Source organism: Pedobacter sp. KH_004 (assembly GCF_057840755.1).
In genome coordinates, this window is the sequence record NZ_CM174519.1 from 1,950,658 (window position 1) to 1,971,199 (window position 20,542).

Here is a 20,542-nt window from a genome sequence, read left to right on the forward strand (position 1 = left end):
GAATGCCTTTTCATAAACGAATAGCGAGAATGTTTCTATTTAAAAACGAAGATTAGGAAGTACTTCGACACCAAAATCTTCGATAAATTCCTTTTGATTTCGATTTACATTGTGTAAGATCACACGATCGATTCCTAAACTTAGGTCTTGTTCAATCCACTTTGTATGCTGATTTAGGCTGGAGGAAATTCTCACGTGTTTTTCCATATCAGCAGGCTTTACTAATTGTGCCGCAGCATCAAAGTGTGACACTGTTGGCAATTCACCCAATACACTTCCCTGAAAAATATTGCTGCGCCACTGGTCATATGCGCCAGCTTCTGCCTCCTCCTTCGATCGTGAATAAGATAACTGAACTTTTAAATGAATGGGTTTCCCTGCGCCGCCATTGCTTCTAAACGCCTGCACTACTTTTTCGAGTTCATGATGCGGTTTATGTGTCGTTAATAAGCCGTCTGCCCATTCCCCCGCCCACCTTGCAGTTTCCAAGCTAACTGCCGCACAAAATAACAGTGGTTTTTCTTTTGGCAACGTATATAGTCTTGCCTTCTCTACATTAACCAGGCCTCTGTGGTTAACCTCTTCCCCATCTAAAAGCCTTGAAATTACTTGGTAGCATTCCAAAAGTCTAGCATTCCTTACAGATTTCTCTGGCCATTTATCTCCAGTGATACTTTCATTCAAAGCTTCGCCACTTCCCAGAGCAACCGATAGCCGTCCGGGAAACATTTCATTGAGCGTGGCAATGGCCTGAGCCACTATGGCTGGATGATAACGTTGGCCAGGAGCACAAACTACGCTGTAGGGTAAAGTTGTAGATTGAAGTGCTGCGCCAAGCCAGGCAAAAGAGAAGCCGCTTTCACCCTGCCGCTCACTCCAGGGATGAAAATGATCTGATGAGGAGATAGCATTAAACCCACAATCTTGCGCTAGTTTGCTAAGTTCGAGTAAAACGCTAGGGGCAAATTGTTCGTGTGAAGCATGGTAAGCTATTGTCATTTTAAGAAATTTTAGTAGGGTTTATAATTCAGAATTCATCGTGCACAACTTAGCGATATCGAAATTTGAGTACGATCATCACAATGTTCAATGCCAGCGCAAAGAAGTTCGTGGAAATTATCGCAATATCTGACTTCACGAATCCGTAATAAATCCAAAGCGCATTTCCGGTCATCAAAACAATAAACATGAATATAGATACCTCTTCTGCCTTTTTCTTTTTCAAGGTTTTAATAATCTGGGGAAGAATAGACGACGATGTACATATACCCGCCACTATTCCAAGAATGTCGATTCCTTCCATATTTCCTAGTTACATTTTATCAGGATTTTGTTTTCCAAAAGATTTTGGGTGCCTTCACCTCAAAAACTTAGATACTCAAACAACAAGCTTTTTATTGGCTCTGTTCTGCTAAAATGTAAATCAAGTAAATTCTCTCTCTGGAAGTATTTTTCACAAATCGATTGGGCAGGAATTGATCGGTTGCTATAAACTCATTGCCTTCTTCTTTTAAGAAAAGAGGTATGTCGAAGCTTAGAAGGATGATATTTAGATTGAACTTTAAATTTTCACGAAAAAGCGAGCAACATCAAAGCGATCATTGCTGCAGCTAGCGTACTACAAAAATTGACTACATTATTTCCTATTAACCCTTTGCGTTCCAACAATGCTCCGAGTATTGAATCTGATAAATTACCTGCTGTACCCGCCAGAGTAATCCACAAGAAGTTAATATCAAATCCAAAACCAATTGCATATACCAACGCAATCACCAGACTTCCCATCACACCAATCAAAGTACCTTCTAAACTGATCACACCATCCCTCCCACGTTGATCCGATTTCAGCGTGATTACATTATAAAATCGCTTGCCGTAGATTACTCCAAGTTCTGAGGAAAGCGTATCTGCAGTAGCAGATGCAAAAGCCGCGGCCATTGTAGGCAACATAAGGGCAGCATATTGAGGAAAAACAATGACTATAACACCCGTGATAGTAGACACACCCGCATTAGCAAAAACCTGAGCGGCTGTTCTGCCATTTTTGTTCTCATCCAGATCAGAAAAATTCCGCTTTTGATCCCTTTTCCACGAAGTAGCAACTGATCCAATAATAAAAAAGGCAGTCATCATCATCACACCAACAAAGCCCGAAGCCCTAAAGATTATACAAGCCATCAAGCCTCCGGTAAAGGATGCGGGAACAGTGAGTTTTCTGGCCACAATACTGTAACTCATGCCTGCAATAATGATGATAGGCAAAAGTATATCACTATAGTCAAGATTCAACAAACCGATTGTACTATTAGTCATTTCCAAATTTAGAATTTTTTCATTGCGCTGACACCAAATACACGCCTTCTATAAAACATTAATAATGGAAATGGGTTGCAGGCTTTCTATTGAAACTCTTGTTTTCTCGTCAATTGGATCACCAGGTATTTCACCCTTTTGACTATGTAGCTTTGATTGATGTATTGTGGTATTGAGACCTTCGAACCAGGTATTAACCATCCAAATCAGGTATTTATACGCTAAACATGGTTATCGGCTCAATCGTTTTAAATAGGTAAGAATTTATATATGGAACCAATATCAGCATGGGCGGCTAATGCTCAATCAGAACTGAAAAATTTAAAACCAATTGCAGCGCTTTCTGAAGAAATGGATTTGTCTCTTTATTTAACCAGTGATACTTTATGGCTGGTGAAACGATGGCAAGATGACTCGAGCATAGGATTTAGAACGGCATTTTCTCCATCAGGTGTTTTAACCTTGGAAAACATGGATCTCAAAGCAAATAAAGCCAGCGTTAAATTGGAGACTGACTCACTAGGTTATCAGGTAGACATCTCCTGGAATCCTGAAAATGGCCAGCTGAGATATTCTTTAAATGCTACGCCTAAGATCCCGCTTTTAATTCCTTATTGGCCAAAAGATATCCTAAGTTTTGATAGAAAGAGGAAAATCAAGTAGAAAGGTACAATACATACTCAGCAACGAGGTATACGTTCAGGCATCATGTACTTCAACGATGGGGAGTCTGGTTCAGTATTTTACTTTCAAAACCTAACGGCTTTAAATGATTATTGCGAGGGTACACAATCTAGCGCAGGTGAAACAGTTGGTGGTGAATGGCCGGAAATCGGATTCTCCTTACCCGCTTCAAATGCCAGTCTGAAAAAGAACAAATCCTATATCCTGAACGATAGCTTCGTTGTATTTTCAAAGGAAGTTCCCACAACACCTGCTGACATATCTGTTCAATACCTTGATAAGCTTGCTGATGTTTATCTGCAGCTTCCCCGGCCTGAAACCACTTATTATAAATGGCTGGATACCGCCGACAAGGGCCTCCAGGATCTGGTTTATCATAAGGGTTGCTGGACATTTGCGGGCGGCCACTCCTATCTGAACGCCTACGTAGCTGACTACAAATCGCCACCAGAGGTAATGGTTCAGTTAGCCGTGTTAGTGCCAATGCTCGAATATCTGGAATGGAAAGGTGAGGCCGACCATAAATTAGTTGATGAACTGATAGCAGGTTTGCCAGCTTTTTATGAACCAAAAATGAAAACTATTGTGCGTTGGTTGCCGGCTCTGGAGAGCAACCTCGACCACTCAGAGGAACAAAAGAAGCCTCGTGTAATGGATTCCTGGTACTTACATCATCCACTAATGAATTTGGCGAGGTTGAGCGATCGTAATAATAATACTGCAAAAACCCTTCTCATGGATTCCATTGATTACGCAATCAAGGTGGCACAACATTTTAAGTATGAGTGGCCTGTTTTTTATCAGATGGATACATTAGAAGTTATTAAAGCCGAAACTGCTGAAGGTGAAGGCGGCGAAAAAGACGTACCAGGAACCTATGCAGATTTGATGCTCAGGTTATGGAAAATGACGGGTGACAAAAAATATTTTGAAGAAGCAAGGCAGGCAGCTGAAAAGCTTAAAAACCTTAGCTTCGAAGTATTTTACCAGGCGAACAATACTGCATTTTCTGCAGGAGCAATGATTAGGCTTTACAAGGAAACGGGTGACAAAACATATCTCGAACTGAGTTACGTTTGCATTGCAGCATTGTTTGATAATATGCAACTATGGGAATGCAATTACGGGCACGCCAAAAACTTCCCTACCTTTTTTGGCATATTTCCATTAAAAGATGCACCATATACAGCAGCCTATGAAGAGCAGGAGGTTTATTCTGCTTTGTGCGATTATCTTGTTCAAATTCAGGATCTGGAAGTGCTTCCTTCCATCAGGCTTCTAATTGCGGAGTTTGTGAAACACATCATTGGCCGCGTGGTATATTATTATCCTACAATGCTTAAAACCGATGCGATAGTCGAAAAATCCAAAACCGGCGAAATCGACCCCTCTTTATGGATTGCGCTTGAAGATCTTCATGATGGCTGGGAACAATCTGGCGAAGTTGGTCAGGAGGTGTATGGTGCTGGTGTTGCTTTTGGCGTTATAGAAAAACAATACCACAAAGTAAAAGATGAATCCTTTATGATATTCTGCGATTATCCGATAAGCGGTTTTCGAAAACGTGGGAAGTCCGTTAGTTTTGCTACCCAAGGCGACCAGCGATTATCTTGCCGGATAGTTCTTCTACCTCAGGAACCAAAAGATACGTACAACTTTACTGTCTATATCGGGAATGATTCCAACGCAGTTGAACCGATGAAAGTAGATAAACAAGCTATCGAATTCAGCGTTTCCGGCAATGAGAAAATAAAAATATCCTGGTGAAAATGCCTTCACCAGGATATTTTTAACGTATTAAATTAAGATTTTAGTTAAACTATGAAATCGTTAAGGCTACGAACACTGCTCCCGTTTCTTTTTTATTCTGAGCAGTTTCAAATGCCTCGTTTATTTGATCTAATGGATAAGTATGAGTGATCATTTTCTTTGCATTGATTTTTCCTTTGGCAAGCAGTTCCACACAAATCGACATTTCTGGATAAATATCCCAAAAGCCATAACTGGCGCTTGGGATCAAACTGATCTCCGATTTTTGTAAATCCTGCCAATTCAATTCCATGGCAGTATTTCCATTTTCAAAGCCCCCCACAATAATTACTTTCCCGCCAATTCGAGTGATTGATACCGCTAAAGGAAGCGTGGTGGTCATCGATTCGCCTCCGGCGCACTCAAAAGTCAAATCTGCTCCTCTTCCATTGTTGAAAAGTTTCATGCAAACTTGCGGGTCTTCCGTTTCGAGATTCACTACCCTATCTGCTCCTAAAGATTTAGCCAGAGTCAAAGAGCTTTGAACAATATCGAATACAATTACTTCAGCACCCGATAATTTGGCCAGTTGAAGTTGGGCCAACCCTATTGGCCCCGCACCTATTATCGCAACTTTATTATTTATTCTCAGTCCGCTAAGCTTTTGTGCGTGCAGGCTAACGGAAAATGTATCCAACAAAGCAGCTTCTTCATCGCTCACGTTATCGGGAAGAATATGGAATTTGGTAGAGGGGCCAACAACGTATTCAGCAAAAGATCTGGATATGGTATCCATCCTTACCTTATACAAATTTGGACAAAGGTTATATTGCTGAACCCGGCACCAGTCGCAGGTGCCATCACCTAGCAAGGTTTCTACCACCACCCTATCGCCCGGCTTCACATTTCGAACTGCCGGTCCGGTTTCCACAACAACTGCAGACATTTCATGTCCCATAATTTTACATTCGAGATCTGGCTCATGTTTTTCCAGTGCCGTAAATCTGTTCCACAGATACCCGAAACTTTAATGCGGGCCAAAACCCAGTCGTCGGCTGGAATTTTAACCCTGTCTACTTGTTCAATCTTGAACGTTCCGTCCGCCTCTTTTAAGGCTGCTTTCATTTTAATGCTCATTCGATATCATTAAACGTTATATAAAAAACATTAAATAAGCTGCAAATGTGGGCGGATTTTTAGGTTCACAACATCCGAAGCAGGTGGTTGGGCAATACAAAATGCGATAGCCCAAGCAATGTCATCTGCAGGAAGCATTTCATGTTTTTCTATCTGTTCCAATTTCTCTTCTTTGCTAGCCGGCTGCATATCAGTATCAACAGCTCCCGGTTCGATAAGTGAAAGTCTAATCCCCAATGGATTAATTTCTTTTCTTAATGCCTCAGAAAAGCCTTGAATCCCAGCTTTTGTTGCGACATAAACACTGCTTTTCTCTTCCCGCACATCGGCACTCATGGATCCAATATTGATAATTTGTCCTGCTCCGGCGGATTTAAAACGGTTTATTGCCTCCTGGCTACAGGCCATGTAGGCTAGCAAATTCGTATTTAAAATATATTGCCAATCCTCGTAACCACCATCCGTGATACTTCCGTAACCGAGTGCAGCATTGTTGATAAGAATATCCAGTCCGCCAAGTTCAGAATCCACAGCATCGAAAACTTTCCGTATGCCTTCTCCTGATGACAAATCTGCTTCGACCGCAATTGCATCGGGTAACTTTTTACTTTTGATGGCTGCTAGTGTTTCCCGCAAAGGTTCATCATTCCTGCCGCAGATTAAACATTTCGCTCCCAAAGAACTCAACAAAATTGCAGATGCTCTTCCGATTCCGGTGCTGCCGCCAGTTATCAATATTTTCTTGCCTAAAAAGGCACTGCTAAAATGAGAATTGAAATCTTCCATAGTATATTATTTCAAGTTAAACCTGTTACCGCTTACATCCATATTGACACGTCGAGCAAATTCAAACCGATTTGTTTAATTCTGATCTTCCATATAGATGGAACGATGATTATAATTTTATAACCAGCCAGATTATTTTTTTGTTGAACAGTAAATACCCGTTATCAAGGGTCATAAATACTTGATTTTAGCTCATTCATTGTGCCGAAGCAGATTGTGGAAGAAATATCGATACGCTGCACTAATGGAATAGCGCAAGAAGTACCAACCAGGCAGAAAAATTATAATGATGAATAGAAGAAAAATCCCTAATTGAAAAATTAAAGAATTCGAAACGTATGATAAGCTAAGTACTATGCTGTAAAGCAATAAATGTTATCAACTTTAAATAAGAAGCTTGGATTTTATTACCAAAACATTAGCCAGGGAGTTTGACTTTTTCTCCGGTCTTCGCAGCTTGATAAATCGCCTCAATAATTTTAAGATCTTTCAAACCCTCCTCACCATCGACAGAGACAACAGGCTGTTTATTTTCGAAAATAATGGCTGCCATTTGATCCATTTGTTCTGTTTGATGGGTCGTAATGGGTTGGTTGAGTTCACCTTGATGTGTTCGCCCTTTTATCGGACCGTAACCTGTTGATGGCTGCATCTCTGCAAAGCCTTTATCGCCACTCAAAAAAAATCTATCCAGGTGGTTGATATTATAACTAGACAAGCATGAAGCTATAGCGCCGCTAGGGAAACCTAATTGGAATTGTATGGTTTCATCTACGCCTTCCTTAAATTTCACCGGATCGGTTTTGGTTTCCTGTGCCGTTACCCAAACAGGCTCTTCCCCTACCATATATCTTGCGCCATTAAGCGCATAAATTCCAATGTCCATCACTGCTCCGCCACCAGCCAGTGCTTTATTTAATCGCCACTGGTTTGGGTCGCCCGCTTTAAAGCCGCATTGCCCCTGAAAAAACATAACTTTTCCAAATTCGCCAGCTTTCCTCATTCGAATCACTTCCAGCGTCCGCGGTTCAAAGTGCATTCTATAACCCACAAGTAATTTCACATTTGCTTTTTTGCAAGCAGCAACCATTTCTTGCGCCTGTTTGGCATTCATGGCCATTGGTTTTTCGCAAATGGCGTGTTTTCCAGCTTTGGCCACACGGATAACTTGATCGTGATGAAGTGCATTCGGCGTTATGACATAAATCGCATCTATATCAGGATTGTTTTTTACCTCGTCGAAATTCTCATAGTTGTAGCAATTCTGCGTTGGAATATTGTACTTCAGTTGCCAATCGTTAATTTTGGATGGCGTACCACTAATCACCCCCACAAGTTTTGCCTTAGTACAGGCTTTCATTGCTTCCGCAACACGGGTTCCGTACCCGCCTAAACCCATAATAGCAACTCTGAGCACTTTCCCTTGATAAGGCTGATCTTTCTTTTCGGAATAGTTCGCAAATGTTGATAATGAACTCAATTGCAGCATCAGTGCAGATGTCCCCATTTTTTGTAAAAAATCTCTTCTTGTATTCATATTCATTGAGGGTCTAGAAACTGTTCCTATACTAAGTAATGAAATATCTTAATGATCAATACCTTTTGGCAAAGAGCTGATTAACACTCTAAAACCTAACAAAAATTTTTTACGTTTAGTTTTGCGATGAATTTCCTCTGCAGACAATAAATAGGTTAAATCAATTGGATGTTACAATTAAAACCTTATGAATTTCGCGAGGGTTTTCGATTTTCTAGTTTCCACGACAATGAAAAAGATAAATTGTTCCCTTCAATACTAATGATTGTTAGCTAGGAAAGAATAGTAGACGACTTAAAATCACGTGAAATTAAGCGATCCTGACTAGTTTCTGTACCCTTTTTCTCATCCGACAGTTGACCAAGAAGTTCGTTGTATTTTTCCAATAGCTTAATGTACTTATCCATCCAGAAGTAAACGGACTTACTATCGCCATTGGTAGAATTATTTTGATTTGGATGATTGTAAGTATTGTGAGTTATATAACTGCTGTTCGAAAAAGCTTCGGGTAACTCTTTAGAAAAATCGTGACCTATTACATGGCCAACCTTCAATAGAATTTCTAGATTTAGACTTTTCTGATCGAACCAATTGTAAATGGTTCTTCTACTTACGTTTAACTTTCGGGAAAGCTCACTAATTCCCATACTATCTCGGCGTACTACACGCTCAAGAACCTGACCAAAGTCGACACTCATTGCTGTTAATTTAAATTTTAAAAAATACTTAAACTAGATTAACAATCAGGACGATTCAGAGCAAGCAAATTAATCAAATTTCGGGTAACTCAAAAAAATAAACTTACAAAAGTTGAAAATTAGTGTAAAAAAAAAGAGGCAATGCCTCTCTTTATGTTTCAAATGCCCTAATAATTATGCTTTACTAGCGCTTTTCTCCGAACTAATTTTCAATTGTTTATTAATACGCTCTAAAACGTCATCAATATCAAATGGTTTACTGATGTAATCATTTGCAAAAGCAGCAATAGCTTTTTGTTCGCTATTGTTTTGTGCAGACATTACAATTATCGGAATATGTTTCGTAAAAATATCAGTCTTTAAATCTTCGCAAATTTCTGCACCATTTCCATCTGGTAGCATCACGTCTAACAGAAAAAGATCAGGCATAGCATCCTGGATATTCTTTTTTAATTCGGCAAAGGTTGATGATAATTGTAATTCAAAACCTTCTTCCTTTAATAAGATTTCAATTACATTTCTTATTTCTTGATCGTCTTCTAAAATGTGTATTCGTTTAGTTTCCATATTCAAATTATATCGTTTTGGTTCGTTCGTAAGTATAAACTATACAATAGTAACAGTAACACCTAAACTTTCTAAATGTTTTACAATTTGCTCAGAAATTCCTTTATCAGTGATAATATGATCAATTTCGTCTAAGCCACAAATCTTTCCAAAACCTCTTTTCCCAAATTTAGTTGAATCTGCTAATACAATTGTTTTTTGCGATGCGCTAATCATTTTGCGATTCAGGTGCGCTTCCATAGCATTCGTAGTGGTTAAACCGAAATCTAAATCAATGCCATCTACCCCTAAAAATAACTTATTAAAATAAAAATCGCCTAAAACCTGCTCAGCGTAGGATCCCATAACAGATGATGAACTTTTCCTTAGCAAACCGCCCAGCTGAATCACCTCAATACTAGGTTCTCTCATTAATTCTAAAGCTACGTTTAGTGCAGAAGTGACAACCGTTAAGTTTGTACCTGAAGGAATATTTTTGGCGAAGTAGAATACAGTAGTGCCAGAGGCGATTACAATAGAATCGTTCTCATTTAATAGTGAAACAGCCGCTAACCCAATTTTATTCTTTTCAGTCGACTGTATTTTCTCTTTTTCGTTTACTGGCCGATCTACTGTATATGGATTATTTATTGTCGCCCCCCCGTGGGTTCGAAAAAGTAGCGTTTTATCCTCAAGGAGTTTTAAATCCTTTCTAATTGTTACAGATGATACTTTCAACTCCTTACATAAATCCACCACATTAATATATTGGTCTCTCTGCAGGCGATTCAAAATAAATTGGTGCCTTTCAGCTAAATTCATCATAAAATCTAATCATTTATTTATGCTGCAAATTAGCAAATAAAATTCTCATATCTGATTCGGTCAGATAATTAATATTTTTTTAACATGGATATTATATTATTTCTATAATGATTACTTATAATTGCGTATTGTTTCGTTTTATTATTTTTTAGACATAAATGGAAAGACTCCATCATCATCTTTTACCAAATAATTATACTTGGGATATCATCATTATTGGTGGTGGTGCAACTGGATTAGGCACAGCATTAGATGCGACCACCAGGGGGTTAAAAACTTTATTAGTCGAACAATCAGACTATGCTAAAGGCACATCTAGTCGCAGCACTAAACTCGTACATGGTGGTGTAAGGTATCTGGCCCAGGGTGATATTGGATTGGTGAAACATGCGTTACGCGAACGAGGTTATTTACAAAAAAACGCCAATCATTTGGTTAACAAAGAAGAATTTTTAATTCCTTGTTACGATTGGTTTTCTGTAGCGAAATACTTAACAGGACTAACCCTTTACGATTGGCTTGCTGGAAAGTTCAGTTTTGGAAAATCAAAATTCTTTAGTAAAAGTCAAACTTTAGCTTTGATGCCCGGCATTAAAGAAAAGGGTTTAAAAGGCAGTATCAGATACTATGATGGCAAATTTGATGATGCCCGCCTAGCCATTAACATTGCGCAAACAGCCATTGAAAATGGCGCTACATTATGTAACTATACGAAAGTTATTGCCTTCTTAAAAAATACCGACAATGAAGTGAACGGTATCGAAATTAAAGATACAATCACTGGCAAAACATCGAAACAATATGCGAAAGTTATTATAAATGCTACGGGAGTATTTGTTGATGATATATTGCAGATGAATAATCCTCAATCTAAAAAATTGGTGCGCCCTAGTCAAGGTGTTCACGTGGTATTGGATAAAAGCTTTTTAGATAGCGAATCAGCATTGATGATACCAAAAACGTCAGACGGCAGGGTTCTTTTCGCTGTTCCATGGCACCAACATTTATTGGTTGGCACAACCGACACACCCTTGGATGAGCACAGTTTAGAACCAAGGGCATTAAAAGAAGAAGTAGACTTTATAATGGCCACAGCAGCCACCTATTTCAACAGAAAACCTTTGGAAAAAGACATTTTAAGTGTTTTCTCTGGCTTACGGCCTCTAGCTGCACCAACAAATGGGGATGGAAATAGCACAAAAGAGATCAGTCGAGATCATAAATTAATGGTATCTGCCAAAGGATTAATTACTATTACCGGCGGCAAGTGGACCACTTACCGCCGCATGGCAGAAGAAACGGTTGATTTAGCCATTACTCATGCTGGCTTAAACGCAAAACCATGCATTACCAAAGAGTTAAAAATTCATGGCAGTGCTGAAATAGCTGGGGATCACCATTTGGATATTTATGGTTCCGATCGTCAGAATATCGAAAATTTAGCGCAACAAGATCCAGAATTAAATCACAAACTTCACCCAAATTTTCCGTACCTACTTGCAGAAGTGGTTTGGTCGGCCAGAAATGAAATGGCAGAAACCGTTGAGGATATTCTAAGCAGAAGATTACGAATACTGTTTATTGATGCAAACGCGGCTAAAGAGATGGCACCAAAAGTAGCCTCACTCCTAGCTAAAGAATTTAAGCAACAAATTAGTTGGGAAAATGATCAAGTAGATAATTTTAATAAATTAGCCGACGGCTATATTTACTACATTGACTCAACGCAAATTGAGAAAGCCTTAACCTAATAAAACCTAACCAAATATAATTATGAGCAAGTTTATCATGTCTCTTGATCAAGGAACCACAAGTTCAAGAGCGATCATTTTTAATCATAATGGCGAAATTGTTGCCATAGCCCAACGCGAATTTACACAAATATATCCCCAGGCTGGATGGGTAGAACATGATCCATTGGAAATCTGGTCGACCCAGCTATCGGTAGCAGCTGAGGTAATCGTAAAAGCTGGATTATCGGCAACCGATATCGATTCAATCGGAATTACCAACCAGAGAGAAACAACTGTTGTCTGGGATCGGGAAACCGGGCAGCCTATATATAATGCTATTGTTTGGCAAGACAGAAGAACTTCCACTTACTGTGATGAAATTAAAGCACAAGGCTTGTCCGAAAAGATACAAGAAAAGACAGGCTTAATTATCGATTCATACTTTTCAGCCACCAAAGCAAAATGGATTTTAGAGAACGTTAAGGGGGCTAAAGAAAAAGCTGAAGCGGGAAAATTAGCGTTCGGTACAATTGATTCCTGGCTTATATGGAAGTTGACAGCAGGAGAAAAACATGTAACTGATGTCACCAATGCTTCCAGAACGATGATTTACAATATCCATACTCTAGCTTGGGATGATGAACTGCTTAACTTATTCGGTATTCCCAAAAGCATGTTGCCAGAAGTAAAATCATCAAGCAAAGTGTATGGTGAAACGGCCGGAAGAATTCTTGCCGCTAAAATACCCATCGCAGGTATTGCCGGCGATCAGCAGTCGGCCTTATTCGGACAAATGTGTACCGAAATCGGGATGGTGAAAAACACTTATGGCACAGGATGTTTCATGCTCATGAACATTGGTACCGAGGCCAAACTCTCTTCAAATAATCTGTTAACTACCATCGCCTGGAAGATCAATGATGAGGTGCATTATGCGTTAGAAGGCAGTATTTTTATTGGCGGTGCAGTTGTACAGTGGCTCAGAGATGAAATGGGACTAATCTCTAAATCTGCCGATGTAGAGACGCTTGCCCAAAAAGTAAAAGATACTGATGGTGTTTACGTAGTGCCTGCATTTGCGGGTTTAGGGGCACCACATTGGGATCAACATGCCAGAGGAACAATAACAGGTCTCACCCGAGGCACCAATAAATCGCATATTGCAAGAGCCGCGTTAGAGAGTATTGCTTATCAAACTATGGATGTACTCAAGGCAATGGAAGCGGATGCAGGTGTAAATATCGCCGAACTTCGTGTAGATGGTGGCGCCACAGCGAATAATTTATTGATGCAGTTTCAGGCCGATTTACTAAATTGTAAAGTGATAAGGCCTCAGGTTACAGAGGTTACCGCATTAGGTGCAGCTTATTTAGCTGGTTTAGCTACAGGTTTTTGGGATAGTGTAGATCAGATTCGATCTCAATGGAAAGTAGATAGAACTTTTGTTGCCGAAGATGGGGTTGACAACGCGGCTCGGATTAAGGGATGGAACAGAGCAATAAAAGCAGCGAAAGCAAGTGCCGTTGACTAATTTTAATCGTATCAAAAATATTTAACCAAATATTCATCATGACAGAATTTGTTGCAGAATTTATTGGCACAGCGTTGCTGATTCTACTTGGAAATGGCGTAGTGGCAAATGTTGTACTCAATGGCACAAAAGGAAATAACAGCGGTTGGATTGTAATTACCACAGCCTGGGCATTGGCTGTATTTGTAGGGGTAGTTATCGCGGCGCCCTTCAGCGGGGCACATTTAAATCCAGCGGTAACCATCGCCTTAGCCATTGCACAAAAATTTAATTGGGTTAAAGTTCCATATTATATTTTAGCCCAGCTTTGTGGTGCTATTGTTGGCTCTTTTTTAGTCTGGATAATGTATAAAGATCATTTTGATGCTACCGAAGATAAGGGATTAAAAGCTGCCCCATTCGCAACAGCGCCTGCTATAAGGAATCTAAAATCAAATTTATTCTCAGAAATCATAGGAACATTTGTTCTCATTTTCGTGATTTTCTACTTTACAAATGCCGAGATGGGCAGTGATAAAACACCCATTGGCTTAGGTTCGTTAGGTGCAATTCCAGTTGCATTTTTAGTTTGGGTAATTGGCCTTGCACTCGGAGGTACAACGGGTTATGCAATTAACCCCGTTAGAGATTTAGGTCCCCGGATCGTTCATGCGCTCATCCCCATGAAAGGAAAAGGTACAAGCGACTGGGCCTACAGCTGGGTTCCAATTGCCGGTCCAATCATTGGAGCAACTTTAGCTGCTTTGCTTTATTTATCTCTAAACTTATAAAATAGAATCTTCACTGTAAAAGCGGTGAAGATTTTTTCTTAATAAGTTGAGGTAATAATAGTTCAATTAAATTTTCGCTTATTGAAATTAGATTCACCGATTTTATTGGTTTCTGGCTACAACGTGGCTTCAAGACAGGATTTAGGCTTAGGATAAATTCCTATATTTGGTATCGAACTAATCAAGTATAAGCCTGTGCAAAATTATTTTCTCGTTGTTGATACCGAAACTTCAGGCCTGCCCAGAAACTGGAAAGCTTCCTATACTCAGGAGAATAACTGGCCACATATCATCCAAATCGCCTGGATCATTTACGATGAACATTATATCGAAATTCAGAGGAAAAACCATTACATTAAAAATTCCGACATTGCTTTAGATGTAGCTTCGCAGAAAATCCATCACATTACTCATGATTTTTTAGAGGCTAACGGCGCTTCAGGATTAGAAGTAATGATGGAATTTAAAAAAGATATTGACCAATATAAACCCTTGGTAATTGGTCACTTTATTGAGTTCGATTTCCATATGATTAATGTGGAGTTCTCCCGCCTGGGATTAAATGATATCTTTAATGGTATCGATTTCTTTTGTACCATGAGTGCAAGCAGGCCTTATGTTAGAAACCCTTCTGTAGAACTGCTTAAATTGAATGAGTTTTACGAAGAGCTGTTTGATGAGGCACCTGAGGATTACCATAACGCACTGGCAGATACATTAAATACATCAAAAATATTTTTTCATCTCCTGAAAACCGGAATGGTTGATCATGATGCGATAAGAAAACAATCTGATAATTTGTTAAAAGCAAACGAACAAAAAACTGAAAAATCCCGTAATTTTATCAATCGCCTATTCCCGTTATAATTCATGAAAGAAAAAATTGATTTTCTGGCCGCTACCCTTCCCTACAGTGTGCTGCCCGATCAAGTTTTAGAAGAATTAGCTAATCTGGTTGAAGAAGTCGACTTCCCTGAAAACACCAGGCTATTCGATGAGGGAAGCCATAAGGTTAAGGGAGTTCATATTATCATAGAAGGAAGTTTTGAAACTTTTTTCTTAGATAGTCAGCAAGCAAGACGCAAGGTAGAAATATATGGACCAGGAACTACCTGTGGGGGAATTTCAATCTTGTTCAATAAAAGGAAGCCTATTAAAACAGTTGTGGCACAGGCGGGTACGAAGGCTCTTTTATTACCAAGAAAAATTTTCAAAGCAATTTGTGCCGAATATGAGGAGTTCTTCGACTTTTTTGCAAATGATTTTGGCAAGAGAATGCTTGATGATGAATACGCTCATTTTTACAAGACCAACGGATCACTTGAAGATAATTATTTAGTTGTTGATCAACTTTATTCTTCGAAAATAAGAAGCATTGGCTACAGGCAAATCATCTATTGTAATAAAAATACCCCAATTTTCGAAGCTGCAATTAAAATGGCGGAGAATAAAACCAGCTGCCTCTTTGTAAGAGATGAGCAGGAGCAATATGTAGGTTTCGTAACAGATATTACACTCCGGGATCGGGTAATTGCTGGTTTAATAGATCCGAAGCTGCAGATCAGCAATGTTATGGATGATAAAATCATCAGCATCTCCACCAACGCCTATGTTTATGAAGCCATATTACTGATGTTTAGCAGTAAGTCGCGGTATCTACTGATAGAAGATGAGGGTAAATTCATCGGTTTTCTGAGCAGAAACAGGCTGTTGAGTGAGCAAACAAAATCTCCTTTAGTATTTATACAATCGGTGAAGAGCGCCACAAGCAATGAAGAGTTGAAAGCAAAATGGCAAAAAGTACCTTCCATAGTAGCGCAACTACTCGACCGTGGGGTGCATGCCGAAATTGTGAATGAAGTGGTTACCACCATTGCCGACACGATTTCGAATAAAATTATAGAAGATGTGATCCGTAAACTTGGTCCACCGCCTGCCAAATTTGTATTTATGGTACTTGGAAGTGAGGGAAGAAAGGAACTTTCGTTAAAAACAGATCAGGACAATGCTATTATTTACGAAGACACTCCTGAAGATCAAAGAGCAATGGTTAGGAGCTATTTCCTCGATTTTGCCACTCAGGTTTCGGATAAATTAAATTATGTAGGTTTTGTGTATTGCGATGGCGATTACATGGCTACAAATCCCAATTGGACGCATTCCTTATCACATTGGAAATATAATTATAAAAACTGGATAGAAGAAGCATTACCGGAAGCAGCGGTTAAGTTCGCGGCTTTTTTCGATTGCCGGGCAATATATGGCGACGCTGAAATTATGGATGATCTACGTTATTTTGTTGACGACGAGTTGAAGAAACCCATTGAAAAATTTTATGTTTACCTAGCCAAGAATGCGCTGCTTTACGAACCGCCTTTAACCTATTTCAGAAATATAAAAACACAGAAGATAGAGAGTAGAGAGGTATTCGACATTAAAACGGCTATGACACCGATTGTGGATTTGGTAAGAGTTTATGCGCTTCAAAATAGAATTTTCCAAAAGGAAAACACAGGTGAACGCCTGAGGGCTTTGAAAGACTTAGGCGTTTTTAGCCAAAGCCAATTCAATGAGTTGACACAGTCTTATTATTACTTGATGGGTTTGCGGCTAAAAAACCAGGCGAACCAAATTATCAAAGAAAACAGGTCGCCAAATAACCTCATTGAAATTAATAATTTAACAAAAATTGAAAAAGTTACTTTAATCGAAATATTTAAGACCATCTTAAATTTTCAAAGCGGAATAAAAATGAAGTTTACCAACAGCCTCATCTAAATAAAAAAGGGAACCAAACTGGTTCCCTTTTTTTAATATCATTAACGCCTAAGCGAGAATTTCTATTTTACTGCATCAATTACAGCTTTGAAAGCTTCTGGGTGATTCATTGCTAAATCTGCCAATACTTTACGGTTTAAACCGATTTCTTTTGAAGCAAGTTTACCGATTAATTGAGAGTAAGAAATACCGTGCTGACGAGCACCTGCATTAATACGTTGGATCCATAATCCGCGGAATTCTCTTTTCTTAACTTTACGGTCACGGTATGCATATTGCAAACCTTTTTCTACTGTGTTTTTAGCAACCGTAAAAACTTTACTTCTTGCGCCCCAATAGCCTTTGGCCATATTAAGGACTTTTTTCCGTCTTCTTCTCGAAGCTACTGCGTTTACCGAACGTGGCATGTTGTTGTTGTTTTTTGGTAAGCGGCGTTCATTTAAGAATCTTTAATGCCTGATACCTGGTGAATTAATAAATTACTTTCCGATACAAAGCATACGTTTAACGTTACCTGAATCTGCATCTGTTACAATTCCTGCATTTCCAAGAGCACGTTTACGTTTAGTACTCATCTTTGTTAAGATGTGACTTTTGTATGCTTTGTTTCTTTTGATCTTACCTGTTCCAGTAAGCGAAAAACGCTTTTTAGCACTGGAATTGGTTTTCATTTTTGGCATAACCTGTTTTTTAATTTATAAACCTATTTTTATTTTTTTACTACTTTAGGCGCAACTGTAAGGAACATACGTTTACCTTCTAACTTAGGTAATAACTCTACTTTTCCTACATCTTCCAAAGCCTGGGCAAACTTTAACAATAAAATTTCACCCTGTTCTTTGTAAACAATTGCTCTACCTTTAAAATGCACATAAGCCCTAACTTTTTCACCGTTCTCTAAAAAGCTTACTGCATGTTTAAGTTTAAATTGAAAATCGTGATCGTTCGTATTAGGACCGAAACGAATCTCCTTAATTACAGTTTGTTTAGCATTGGCTTTAATTTCCTTTTGCTTTTTCTTTTGTTCGTAAACGAACTTACTGTAATCAATAATTCTACAAACTGGAGGCACCGCATTTGGAGATATCTCTACCAAATCCAATTCAAGTTCATCAGCAAGTGCCAAAGCTTTTGCCAAAGGATAAATCCCCGGTTCAACATTATCGCCAGCCAAACGCACTTCAGGCGATTTAATGTACTGATTAATGTTATGTTCTGCTTCTTTTTTCTTAAAAGGTGGACGTGGTCCCCTGTTAAATCCTGGTCTTCCTAATGCCAAATGTGTATTATTTTAATTTAAACCGTTATTTCTTTTCTTAATAAATTGTTGAATTCCTCCAACGTCATTTCGCCTAAATCTCCCTCACCATGTTTACGTACTGAAACTTTACCTTCAGCCATCTCTTTATCACCGATAATGAGCATGTATGGGATCTTTTTAACTTCCGCATCACGGATTTTACGTCCGATTTTCTCGTCTCGAAAGTCAATCAGCCCGCGAATATCGGAATTATTTAGTTCATCTAAAACTTTTTTTGCATATTCTTCATATTTTTCTGAGATAGGAAGAATAATAAATTGCTCTGGACTTAACCATAAAGGGAAATTCCCAGCGCAATGTTCTATCAATACTGCAATAAATCTTTCTAATGAACCAAAAGGCGCACGGTGGATCATTACAGGTCTGTGTTTTTGATTATCACTACCTGTATATTCCAACTCGAAACGTTCAGGCAAGTTATAATCAACCTGAATAGTACCCAATTGCCATTTTCTACCTAAAGCATCTTTAACCATAAAATCCAGCTTCGGACCATAAAAGGCTGCTTCACCATATTCTACTACCGTATTTAAACCTTTTTCAGCAGCAGCTTCAATGATCGCAGTTTCAGATAATCTCCAGTTTTCGTCAGAACCAATGTACTTCGCTTTGTTCTCCGGATCTCTTAACGAAACCTGAGCAGTATAGTTTTCAAAACCTAAAGATTTGAAAACATAAAGTACCAAATCGATTACTTTCTTGAACTCTTCTTTCACTTGCTCCGGCATACAGAATAAGTGTGCATCATCTTGAGTAAAGCCACGTACACGAGTTAAACCGTGTAACTCGCCACTTTGTTCGTAGCGGTAAACGGTACCAAATTCTGCAAAACGAACCGGAAGATCTTTGTAAGAACGTGGTTTTGTTTTGTAAATTTCGCAGTGATGCGGGCAGTTCATCGGTTTTAAGAAGAACTCCTCTCCTTCTTGCGGCGTTTTAATTGGCTGGAAAGAATCTTTACCATATTTCTCCCAGTGGCCAGAAGTTACATATAAATTCTTGTGACCGATATGTGGCGTAACTACTTGTTCGTAACCGGCTTTCGCTTGTGCTTTTGTTAAAAAGTTAACCAAACGTTCACGCAAAGCAGTTCCTTTAGGCAACCATAGCGGTAAACCCATCCCCACTTTTTCTGAGAACGCAAATAACTCTAATTCTTTTCCCAGTTTACGGTGATCGCGTTTTTTCGCTTCCTCGATCATCGCCAGGTATTCAGTTAACTCGCTAGCCTTCGGAAACGTTACACCGTAGATACGTGTTAATTGTTTTTTGGTTTCATCACCACGCCAGTAAGCACCGGCAACATTCATTAATTTTACTGCTTTAACAAACCCAGTGTTCGGAATGTGCGGGCCGCGACATAAATCAGTAAACTGACCTTGAGTATAGAAAGTAATTTTTCCATCCTCTAATCCATCAATTAAATCCAGCTTGTACTCGTCGCCCTTTTCTGTAAAATATTTAATTGCATCAGCTTTGCTTACGCTTTCACGTACAAAAGTTTCCTTTTGTTTAGCCAACTCAATCATTTTGGTTTCAATGGCTTTAAAATCATCAGATGAAAATTCTTTGTCGCCAAAGTCTACATCATAATAAAAACCAGTTTCAATAGCCGGGCCGATACCAAATTTTGTACCTGGATAAAGTGCCTCTAAAGCCTCAGCCATTAAGTGGGCTGATGAATGCCAAAAAGTTGATTTACCTGCAGTGTCATTCCAGGTCAAAAGTTTTACCGATGAATCAGCTTCGATTGGACGGGTTGAATCCCAAACTTCGCCATTAACTTCGGCAGCTAAAACATTGCGGGCTAAGCCCTCAGAAATTGATAATGCAATTTGATGGGCAGATGTGCCCTTTTCGTACTGACGGACAGAACCATCAGGTAAAGTAATGTTAATCATCTACAACTATGATTTGTTCTTAATCGCTTTACGGGAAAGCTTTAGAACGGTTTAAAAAAAATGTTAGTTCGCAATCACATACAAAGTGATTTTTAATTGTCGCGAAGATAATGAATTTTCCCTACTATTTTGAATTAATGGGGATGAAACACTAAATTATGCTTCAAGAAAACAACAGTTAGATGCATAAAAAAAGCCTGCTCATTTGAGTGAGCAAGCTTCAGTAGGAAAAA

The 20,542-nt window shown here is 39.0% G+C and carries 21 protein-coding genes; 7 read left to right on the forward strand and 14 right to left on the reverse strand.

Translation table 11 applies throughout. The features are described from left to right. Positions 1 to 39 precede the first annotated feature (39 nt). The 3 genes from AC3ITD_RS08330 to AC3ITD_RS08340 all read right to left on the reverse strand — a co-directional run bounded on the left by AC3ITD_RS08330 (position 40) and on the right by AC3ITD_RS08340 (position 2,313). On the reverse strand, positions 40 to 999 hold the full coding sequence (locus AC3ITD_RS08330; protein ID WP_489365623.1) for a TIGR03885 family FMN-dependent LLM class oxidoreductase: 960 nt from the start codon (positions 997 to 999) through the stop codon (positions 40 to 42). Between the two features lie 49 nt (positions 1,000 to 1,048). Beyond that, positions 1,049 to 1,303, reverse strand: a complete 255-nt coding sequence (locus tag AC3ITD_RS08335; protein WP_265798677.1) for a SemiSWEET family sugar transporter — start codon at positions 1,301 to 1,303, stop codon at positions 1,049 to 1,051. Positions 1,304 to 1,569: 266 nt separating this feature from the next. Next, on the reverse strand, positions 1,570 to 2,313 hold the full coding sequence (locus AC3ITD_RS08340; RefSeq protein WP_489365625.1) for a DUF92 domain-containing protein: 744 nt from the start codon (positions 2,311 to 2,313) through the stop codon (positions 1,570 to 1,572). Between the two features lie 270 nt (positions 2,314 to 2,583). On the opposite strand from AC3ITD_RS08340, the gene AC3ITD_RS08345 reads away from it, so the two are divergent. Continuing rightward, the gene (locus AC3ITD_RS08345; RefSeq protein WP_489365627.1) at positions 2,584 to 2,976 is read left to right on the forward strand and encodes a hypothetical protein; all 393 of its coding nucleotides are present in this window, start codon (positions 2,584 to 2,586) and stop codon (positions 2,974 to 2,976) included. 45 nt (positions 2,977 to 3,021) lie between these two features. Beyond that, positions 3,022 to 4,764 (forward strand): hypothetical protein, encoded by a 1,743-nt coding sequence (locus AC3ITD_RS08350; protein WP_489365629.1) that lies wholly within the window; start codon positions 3,022 to 3,024, stop codon positions 4,762 to 4,764. 52 nt (positions 4,765 to 4,816) lie between these two features. Here the strand turns inward: AC3ITD_RS08350 and AC3ITD_RS08355 are convergent, their stop codons facing one another. The 7 genes from AC3ITD_RS08355 to AC3ITD_RS08385 all read right to left on the reverse strand — a co-directional run bounded on the left by AC3ITD_RS08355 (position 4,817) and on the right by AC3ITD_RS08385 (position 10,275). Next, entirely contained in the window at positions 4,817 to 5,692 is an 876-nt protein-coding gene (locus AC3ITD_RS08355; protein WP_489365631.1) for a zinc-dependent alcohol dehydrogenase, read from the reverse strand. Beyond that, positions 5,647 to 5,883 (reverse strand): hypothetical protein, encoded by a 237-nt coding sequence (locus AC3ITD_RS08360; protein ID WP_489365633.1) that lies wholly within the window; start codon positions 5,881 to 5,883, stop codon positions 5,647 to 5,649. Before AC3ITD_RS08360 ends, AC3ITD_RS08355 begins: the two co-directional genes overlap by 46 nt. A 30-nt stretch (positions 5,884 to 5,913) precedes the next feature. After that, positions 5,914 to 6,669, reverse strand: coding sequence for an SDR family oxidoreductase (locus tag AC3ITD_RS08365; RefSeq protein WP_489365635.1), 756 nt, complete (start codon positions 6,667 to 6,669; stop codon positions 5,914 to 5,916). Between the two features lie 418 nt (positions 6,670 to 7,087). Then, positions 7,088 to 8,206, reverse strand: coding sequence for a Gfo/Idh/MocA family protein (locus AC3ITD_RS08370; protein ID WP_265798670.1), 1,119 nt, complete (start codon positions 8,204 to 8,206; stop codon positions 7,088 to 7,090). A gap of 272 nt (positions 8,207 to 8,478) precedes the next feature. Continuing rightward, entirely contained in the window at positions 8,479 to 8,904 is a 426-nt protein-coding gene (locus tag AC3ITD_RS08375) for a helix-turn-helix domain-containing protein (protein WP_489365637.1), read from the reverse strand. A gap of 174 nt (positions 8,905 to 9,078) precedes the next feature. After that, a complete protein-coding gene (locus AC3ITD_RS08380; protein ID WP_056848848.1) occupies positions 9,079 to 9,471 on the reverse strand; it encodes a response regulator transcription factor in 393 nt (130 codons plus the stop codon). A gap of 39 nt (positions 9,472 to 9,510) precedes the next feature. After that, positions 9,511 to 10,275 carry a DeoR/GlpR family DNA-binding transcription regulator gene (locus tag AC3ITD_RS08385; RefSeq protein ID WP_265798668.1) on the reverse strand — a complete coding sequence of 255 codons (765 nt, stop codon included), beginning with the start codon at positions 10,273 to 10,275 and terminating at the stop codon, positions 9,511 to 9,513. A 158-nt stretch (positions 10,276 to 10,433) separates the two neighbouring features. On the opposite strand from AC3ITD_RS08385, the gene AC3ITD_RS08390 reads away from it, so the two are divergent. The 5 genes from AC3ITD_RS08390 to AC3ITD_RS08410 all read left to right on the forward strand — a co-directional run bounded on the left by AC3ITD_RS08390 (position 10,434) and on the right by AC3ITD_RS08410 (position 17,087). After that, positions 10,434 to 12,026 carry a glycerol-3-phosphate dehydrogenase/oxidase gene (locus AC3ITD_RS08390; protein WP_489365640.1) on the forward strand — a complete coding sequence of 531 codons (1,593 nt, stop codon included), beginning with the start codon at positions 10,434 to 10,436 and terminating at the stop codon, positions 12,024 to 12,026. 22 nt (positions 12,027 to 12,048) lie between these two features. After that, the gene (gene glpK, locus AC3ITD_RS08395) at positions 12,049 to 13,539 is read left to right on the forward strand and encodes a glycerol kinase GlpK (protein ID WP_489365642.1); all 1,491 of its coding nucleotides are present in this window, start codon (positions 12,049 to 12,051) and stop codon (positions 13,537 to 13,539) included. A 38-nt stretch (positions 13,540 to 13,577) separates the two neighbouring features. Further along, on the forward strand, positions 13,578 to 14,309 hold the full coding sequence (locus AC3ITD_RS08400) for an MIP/aquaporin family protein (protein WP_489365644.1): 732 nt from the start codon (positions 13,578 to 13,580) through the stop codon (positions 14,307 to 14,309). Positions 14,310 to 14,504: 195 nt separating this feature from the next. Further along, a complete protein-coding gene (locus tag AC3ITD_RS08405) occupies positions 14,505 to 15,176 on the forward strand; it encodes a 3'-5' exonuclease (protein WP_489365646.1) in 672 nt (223 codons plus the stop codon). Positions 15,177 to 15,179: 3 nt separating this feature from the next. Then, complete coding sequence (locus AC3ITD_RS08410) at positions 15,180 to 17,087, forward strand: DUF294 nucleotidyltransferase-like domain-containing protein (RefSeq protein WP_489365648.1); 1,908 nt, start codon at positions 15,180 to 15,182, stop codon at positions 17,085 to 17,087. Between the two features lie 62 nt (positions 17,088 to 17,149). Here AC3ITD_RS08410 and rplT read toward each other — a convergent pair whose 3' ends face one another. The 4 genes from rplT to thrS all read right to left on the reverse strand — a co-directional run bounded on the left by rplT (position 17,150) and on the right by thrS (position 20,309). Beyond that, positions 17,150 to 17,494 carry a 50S ribosomal protein L20 gene (rplT, locus tag AC3ITD_RS08415; RefSeq protein ID WP_029285460.1) on the reverse strand — a complete coding sequence of 115 codons (345 nt, stop codon included), beginning with the start codon at positions 17,492 to 17,494 and terminating at the stop codon, positions 17,150 to 17,152. Between the two features lie 72 nt (positions 17,495 to 17,566). Then, on the reverse strand, positions 17,567 to 17,767 hold the full coding sequence (gene rpmI, locus AC3ITD_RS08420; RefSeq protein ID WP_010600880.1) for a 50S ribosomal protein L35: 201 nt from the start codon (positions 17,765 to 17,767) through the stop codon (positions 17,567 to 17,569). Between the two features lie 29 nt (positions 17,768 to 17,796). Continuing rightward, the gene (infC, locus tag AC3ITD_RS08425) at positions 17,797 to 18,366 is read right to left on the reverse strand and encodes a translation initiation factor IF-3 (RefSeq protein WP_056848841.1); all 570 of its coding nucleotides are present in this window, start codon (positions 18,364 to 18,366) and stop codon (positions 17,797 to 17,799) included. A 17-nt stretch (positions 18,367 to 18,383) separates the two neighbouring features. Continuing rightward, positions 18,384 to 20,309 (reverse strand): threonine--tRNA ligase, encoded by a 1,926-nt coding sequence (gene thrS, locus AC3ITD_RS08430; RefSeq protein WP_489365652.1) that lies wholly within the window; start codon positions 20,307 to 20,309, stop codon positions 18,384 to 18,386. Between the last annotated feature and the right edge of the window lie 233 nt (positions 20,310 to 20,542).